Annotated in this window: 6 protein-coding genes; all 6 read left to right on the top strand. The window is 64.1% G+C overall.

Features of this window, described 5'->3' with window-relative positions; all coding sequences use genetic code 11:
- Positions 1–157: 157 nt before the first annotated feature.
- Positions 158–1,774 carry a glutamine-hydrolyzing GMP synthase gene (guaA, locus tag Tther_RS12625; RefSeq protein WP_143904420.1) on the top strand — a complete coding sequence of 539 codons (1,617 nt, stop codon included), beginning with the start codon at positions 158–160 and terminating at the stop codon, positions 1,772–1,774.
- A gap of 35 nt (positions 1,775–1,809) precedes the next feature.
- Positions 1,810–2,085 (top strand): hypothetical protein, encoded by a 276-nt coding sequence (locus Tther_RS12630; protein WP_425472837.1) that lies wholly within the window; start codon positions 1,810–1,812, stop codon positions 2,083–2,085.
- Positions 2,086–2,318: 233 nt separating this feature from the next.
- On the top strand, positions 2,319–2,900 hold the full coding sequence (locus Tther_RS12635; RefSeq protein ID WP_143904424.1) for an RNA polymerase sigma factor: 582 nt from the start codon (positions 2,319–2,321) through the stop codon (positions 2,898–2,900).
- Entirely contained in the window at positions 2,897–3,436 is a 540-nt protein-coding gene (locus Tther_RS12640; protein ID WP_143904426.1) for a hypothetical protein, read from the top strand. The genes Tther_RS12635 and Tther_RS12640 overlap by 4 nt, the downstream gene beginning before the upstream one ends.
- On the top strand, positions 3,433–4,641 hold the full coding sequence (locus tag Tther_RS12645; RefSeq protein ID WP_143904428.1) for a S8 family serine peptidase: 1,209 nt from the start codon (positions 3,433–3,435) through the stop codon (positions 4,639–4,641). The genes Tther_RS12640 and Tther_RS12645 overlap by 4 nt, the downstream gene beginning before the upstream one ends.
- A 594-nt stretch (positions 4,642–5,235) precedes the next feature.
- Positions 5,236–5,591, top strand: a 356-nt coding sequence (locus Tther_RS12650) for a hypothetical protein (protein WP_221934039.1), incomplete at its 3' end; no start/stop codon positions are given.

Consider the following 5,591-nt stretch of genomic DNA (forward strand, 5'->3'; position numbering starts at 1 on the left):
TTATTTCGACCAACTTGGCCTACCCCGACTCTCATGACCTCAACTTCTCGAACCGCCCGGTGCGGACCCGCATGCCGGGTGGTGTGGGAGGGGCTCGGTCAGGCATACTGACCGCCCCTATCCCTATTCATCGGGCCTCCACGCCCGCGCCCACGCCATGCAACACGACAAGATTCTCATTCTGGATTTCGGCTCACAGGTCACGCAGCTCATCGCGCGCCGCGTGCGTGAGGCGCACGTCTATTGCGAGGTGCACCCCTGCGACGTCAGCAGCGACTGGGTGCGCGCTTATGCAGCCGACGGGCGGCTCAAGGGCGTCATCCTCTCGGGCAGCCACGCCAGTGTCTACGAGGTGGACGACCGTGCGCCGGATGCGGTCTTCGAACTCGGTGTGCCGGTGCTGGGCATTTGCTACGGCATGCAGACCATGGCCCAGCAGCTGGGAGGCAAGGTGGAGGGCTCGCCGGTGCGCGAATTCGGTTATGCCGAAGTGCGCGCGCGTGGCCACACGGCGCTGCTGAGGGACATTGCCGACTTTCACACGCCCGAGGGCCACGGCATGCTCAAGGTCTGGATGAGCCACGGCGACAAGGTGGTGGAGCTGCCGCCCGGCTTCAAGCTCATGGCCAGCACCGACTCGTGCCCGATCGCTGGCATGGCCGACGAGACGCGGCGTTTCTACGGCGTGCAGTTCCATCCCGAGGTCACCCACACCGTGCAGGGGCGCGCGATCCTGGAGCGCTTCGTGCTGGACATCTGCGGCGCGCAGCCCGATTGGATCATGCGCGACCACATCGAAGAGGCGGTGCAGGCCATTCGCGAGCAGGTGGGGGACGAGGAGGTGATCCTGGGGCTGTCCGGTGGCGTGGATTCATCGGTCGCTGCCGCGCTGATCCACCGCGCCATTGGCGACCAGCTGACCTGCGTGTTCGTTGACCATGGCCTGCTGCGACTGCACGAAGGCGACATGGTCATGGACATGTTCGCCGGCAAGCTGCACGCCAAGGTCATCCGGGTGGACGCCAGCGAGCCGTTTTTGCGCGCATTGGCCGGCGTCAGCGACCCGGAGCAAAAGCGCAAGATCATTGGCCGGCTGTTCGTGGACGTGTTCAAGGCCGAGGCGGAAAAGCTCAAGGCCGCGCGCCCGGGCTCCCGCGGTGCGCAATGGCTGGCACAGGGCACCATCTACCCGGACGTGATCGAATCCGGCGGCGCCAAGAGCAAGAAAGCGGTCACCATCAAAAGCCACCACAACGTGGGCGGCCTGCCGGAGCAGCTGGGTCTCAAGCTCCTGGAGCCGCTGCGTGACCTGTTCAAAGACGAAGTGCGCGAACTGGGCGTGGCGCTGGGCCTGCCACACGACATGGTGTACCGCCACCCGTTCCCGGGGCCGGGGCTGGGCGTGCGCATCCTGGGCGAGGTCAAGAAGGAATACGCCGACCTGTTGCGCCGGGCGGATGCGATCTTCATCGAGGAACTGCGCTCGACCCTCGAGCCCAATACCGGCAAAAGCTGGTACGACTTGGTCAGCCAGGCCTTTGCGGTCTTCCTGCCGGTCAAGAGCGTGGGCGTGATGGGCGACGGCCGCACCTACGACTACGTGGTGGCGCTGCGCGCGGTGCAGACCAGCGATTTCATGACCGCCGACTGGGCCGAGCTGCCCTACAGCCTGCTCAAGCGCGTCTCCAGTCGCATCATCAACGAGGTGCGCGGCATCAACCGCGTGATCTACGACGTCAGCTCCAAGCCGCCGGCGACGATCGAGTGGGAGTGAGTTGGCGACGCGGCGAAACGTTGTGGCGTCCGGTGATGAGCCGCAACGTGGCCTCGGCGACGTCTTCGTGGCAGCTGGATGGCTGGCTGGTGCGCGGCTGGGCAGCGTGCGGGCTGTCCGAAGACGACCCCATCATGGGTGAATCGCTGCTGCAGCGTTTCGAGCTCGACGCGATGGTGGCGCGCTGGTGCACGCGTCGTCAGCGCGGGCAGCATCGGCCGCGCTGCCGAATTGCTCGGCGTCAGCCGCAAGACGCTTTGGGAAAAAATGAAGCGCCTCGCTATCGAGTCCTGAGCCGCTGGGGCGGCTGAAAACGGCAAGCGCACAGGGACACAAGTTCGGCCCCCGTGAGCAGGCGCGCGGCAGGCGGTGACGGACGGGATGGCCTCCTGCCATCACCGCAGGCTGCATGGGTCGCTGGGCTGCCTCAGCCGGATACAGTACGAACAGCGCTGGCACGAGGCACGGCGAAAAAATGCTGCAACATTGTCGGGCCAAGAAGTACACGCAACCAGGTCAAGATTTCGCACAACGAGGCTGACGGATGGAGGATGCAACGTTGATCGCTGCATGCGCCTCTGGGGACACCCGGGCATTACAGATCCTGCATGCACGACACGCCAGCGCAGCGTTCAGCTTCGCCTGGCGGATGCTCGGCAACGAAGCCGATGCTGACGAGGTGGTCGCCGATGCGTTTTACGAAGTCTGGCGGCAAGCTGGACGCTTTGCGGGGCGCTCCAAGGTACGCACATGGATCCTGGGTATCGTGCGCCACAAAGCGCTGGATGTTTTGCGATCGCGTCAGCAGTTTGCGGACAACGCGCTCTCCGAAGACGACTTGGTCTCCATCGTTGACGACAACCCGACACCCTATGAATGGTTGGTTGAGCATCAGCGCATGCAAGTCGTCGCTGCGTGCATGGATGCACTGCCTGCGCCGCAGAAGGAATGCCTGCACTTGGCTTTGGTCGAAGGCATGACGATAGCGGAAATCGCGCGCGTGGTCGGCGTACCCGACAACACTGTCGCCACCCGTATCCATCATGCCAAGCGCAAGCTCAAGGACTGCGTGGCGCGGGCCACGGGTTTGAAGAACCAGACGGCAGAGGGCGACTCATTGGCATGATCATGTCTCATCTCCCTGCAAAGGAACCTTTCGACACCACCGATACGGCTCAGCAGCGCTGGCTCGATCACACACGCCGCCAGATCGAAGCGTCCGCACCCGCTTTCAATGAAGCCTCGAACTGGCAGCGCTTGTCAGCACGACTCGAGGCGGAAGCGGAATGGCAACGTCGCCTCCCGGCTAAGCATTCAACCCTGTTCCCGTCGTGGTGGCGTGCACTCGTGGCGTACGGACTGGGCGTGGCCACGGCAGCCGTGGTAGCTGTTGGTGTCTTTCCGCTGGTGACACCCCGCGGTATCGACGTCGAACCCCTTGGAGAGGTGGCAACGACCTCAGAGACGGCAGAGCTGCGCGTGGTATTTCGCGACGACGCGACGGTGGCCCAAATCCGCGCGGCACTCGTGCCAATCGGTGCAGTCACGGTGGGCGGGCCAGGCCCCCTCGGCGTTTGGCGCTTGGCCGTGCCGACCCATCAGGCCGCCGCCGCCAAGCAAGCCCTGAGCGACAACGCGATCGTGGATAGTGTCAGCGAATGAAGAACGGGCTCATTCTCTTGGTCGCCAGTCTGTTGTGCAGCGCTGCGGCGTTTGGCCAGGCCTATCCACAAAAAAACGTGGAACCGCGCAACGGCGTTGGCGTTCAGATCGACCTTGGTACCGTCATGCGTGGTTTTTCGGTGTTGTTCGGCCACGGCCGGGCGAGTGCGCCGGAATTCGCACCGGGACAGATCGCGGCGGTGTGGACGCTCGACGACGGATTGGAGGGGACAGCGTTGGCCACAGCCATACAGGGCGAGCTCATCGAACAACAGCGTCTAGCTGCGCTCGGACTCCACATTGCGATTATCGGGGTCGAGAATGAGCGGCTCGACGCCAGCTTGGCTGCTCTGCGCGAACGTTTTCCAGCGGCCGCGTTTGACCGCAACGCCTTCGTCTATCCCCAGGAAAGTGGGCAGGACGGCGTGCGTGCCCGCCAGTACGCCACCGCGCTCATCGGCGCCACGCGCCCTGAGCAGCTTTCCCGTCCGGTGAGCATCGGTGTGATCGATGGCACGCCCGATCCGAACCTCGCAATCGACGTGGCCGAGCTGGCGGTCCAACCATTTGCCTCTGCCCATGCGACAAGCGACCACGCCAGCGCCGTGGCCTGCGCGCTCGCCTGCCGGGTCGAGACGGGTTTTGCCGGGCTCGCCCCGGGGGCAGAGCTCGTCTGGGCCGTGGTGCTCGCCCCCGGCCCCGACGGGCGCGAGCGCGGCGATACTTTCCAGCTTGCTCGAGCCTTGGACTGGCTGGTCGGCCGCCATGTGGAAATCATCCACGCAAGCCTTGGCAGTGTGCCCAATGAGGTGCTCGCGCGTGTGCTCGAGCGTACCCTGCCGCGAGTGCGCGCCTTCGTCGCGGCAGCGGGCAACGGGGGGCCAAAAGGAAAGCCACCCTATCCCGCGGCCTATCCCGGCGTGCTCGCGGTGGCTGCTGTGGATGCTCAAGCCAGCCCCTGGCCGCAGGGCAACCAGGGGGCGTATATCGTGCTTGCCGCTCCAGGTGTGGATGTGTGGTTACCCGTAGGCCGGGGGCGCTACTTTACGGGGACATCGTTCGCGGCCCCATTCGTTACTGCCTGGATTGCCCAACGGCTTGCCCGAGGGCTCCCATCGGACGCTGGGAGGCTTTGCGCGGCAGCCCGGGATTTACCGCCCGTCGGCCGAGATGAGGTGACAGGTTGCGGGCTGATGCAATGGTGATCGTGTCAGCATCCCCAGATGCGTGGGTGGTGATGGCCGAATGAAGAAAAGCCGATCGCGCTACGACTCAGAGTGTGCCGCTACCCATTGTTCAGCCACTGGAGAAGGTCATGATGTGCAAATATTGCTTTTCGTTTCTGGTCGTTACCGTGAGCCTGCTAACCTCACCCACCAATGCCGCAGAACCGGTCGTGGTCGGGGGCGCCACTGCCAATGGTGCCAAGCTTACGAAGGCGGATGCCGCCCGCTCCAGGGAAGAGGGCGGACGTCATACTCCGTTCCACAACCGCTACACCCCGACGAAAATCGAGCCGCGCGCGGGCGGCGGCAACATACAGCCGGCCGGTGAACCAGCCGTTGGTTCGACCAGCCTTACGCCAACCGCTGACCAGCGTGCTCAATCGTCCAGCGCGCCAGCTATCCCCCACCGACGTGATTGAGCACCGGCACCCTACAGGCAATTCGACAAGGAGCAGTTGGACAGGTTGACGCGCGGTACGTTTGAAGAAATCTGCTGCTCGACCCGACTCACTCGTAGCCAACGCCGCAAGGCCAAGGCCTCCAACCACGACCTCACTTGAAAAGGAGACCGTCATGAAAACACGAAACACCTTCATCGCCGTCGCCCTCATGGCATCGCTGGCATCTGGTGGCGCAGCCTTCGCGGCCGAGCCGAACAGTGGTGGTAACCCGCCTGCTACGTCGGCGCCGACACACACTGTACCTGCCACACCGCAACATCTGGTGATCAAGAATAAGAGCAGCCCTCCGCGGAGCGAAGACCCCAAAAAACCGACGATCGAGGAGAAAAAGCTGCCGGTCCCGCCTAACAGGCCGTTGAAAAAATACCCTTCGAACGCACCAGTGACGCTGCTTTCGAAGAAACGAGCCGCCCAGACGTGGCTGCGCAGCGATTGCGACGTGCATTTCGGCCGGTTTGCAGGCCGTTT

It is taken from the genome of Tepidimonas thermarum, from assembly GCF_007556705.1.
GTDB lineage: Bacteria > Pseudomonadota > Gammaproteobacteria > Burkholderiales > Burkholderiaceae_C > Tepidimonas > Tepidimonas thermarum.

Coding starts and splice junctions, on each gene's coding strand:
- guaA (WP_143904420.1), top strand. CDS start 158: ATGCAACACGACAAGATTCTCATTCTGGATTTCGGCTCACAGGTCACG.
- Tther_RS12630 (WP_425472837.1), top strand. CDS start 1,810: ATGAGCCGCAACGTGGCCTCGGCGACGTCTTCGTGGCAGCTGGATGGC.
- Tther_RS12635 (WP_143904424.1), top strand. CDS start 2,319: ATGGAGGATGCAACGTTGATCGCTGCATGCGCCTCTGGGGACACCCGG.
- Tther_RS12640 (WP_143904426.1), top strand. CDS start 2,897: ATGATCATGTCTCATCTCCCTGCAAAGGAACCTTTCGACACCACCGAT.
- Tther_RS12645 (WP_143904428.1), top strand. CDS start 3,433: ATGAAGAACGGGCTCATTCTCTTGGTCGCCAGTCTGTTGTGCAGCGCT.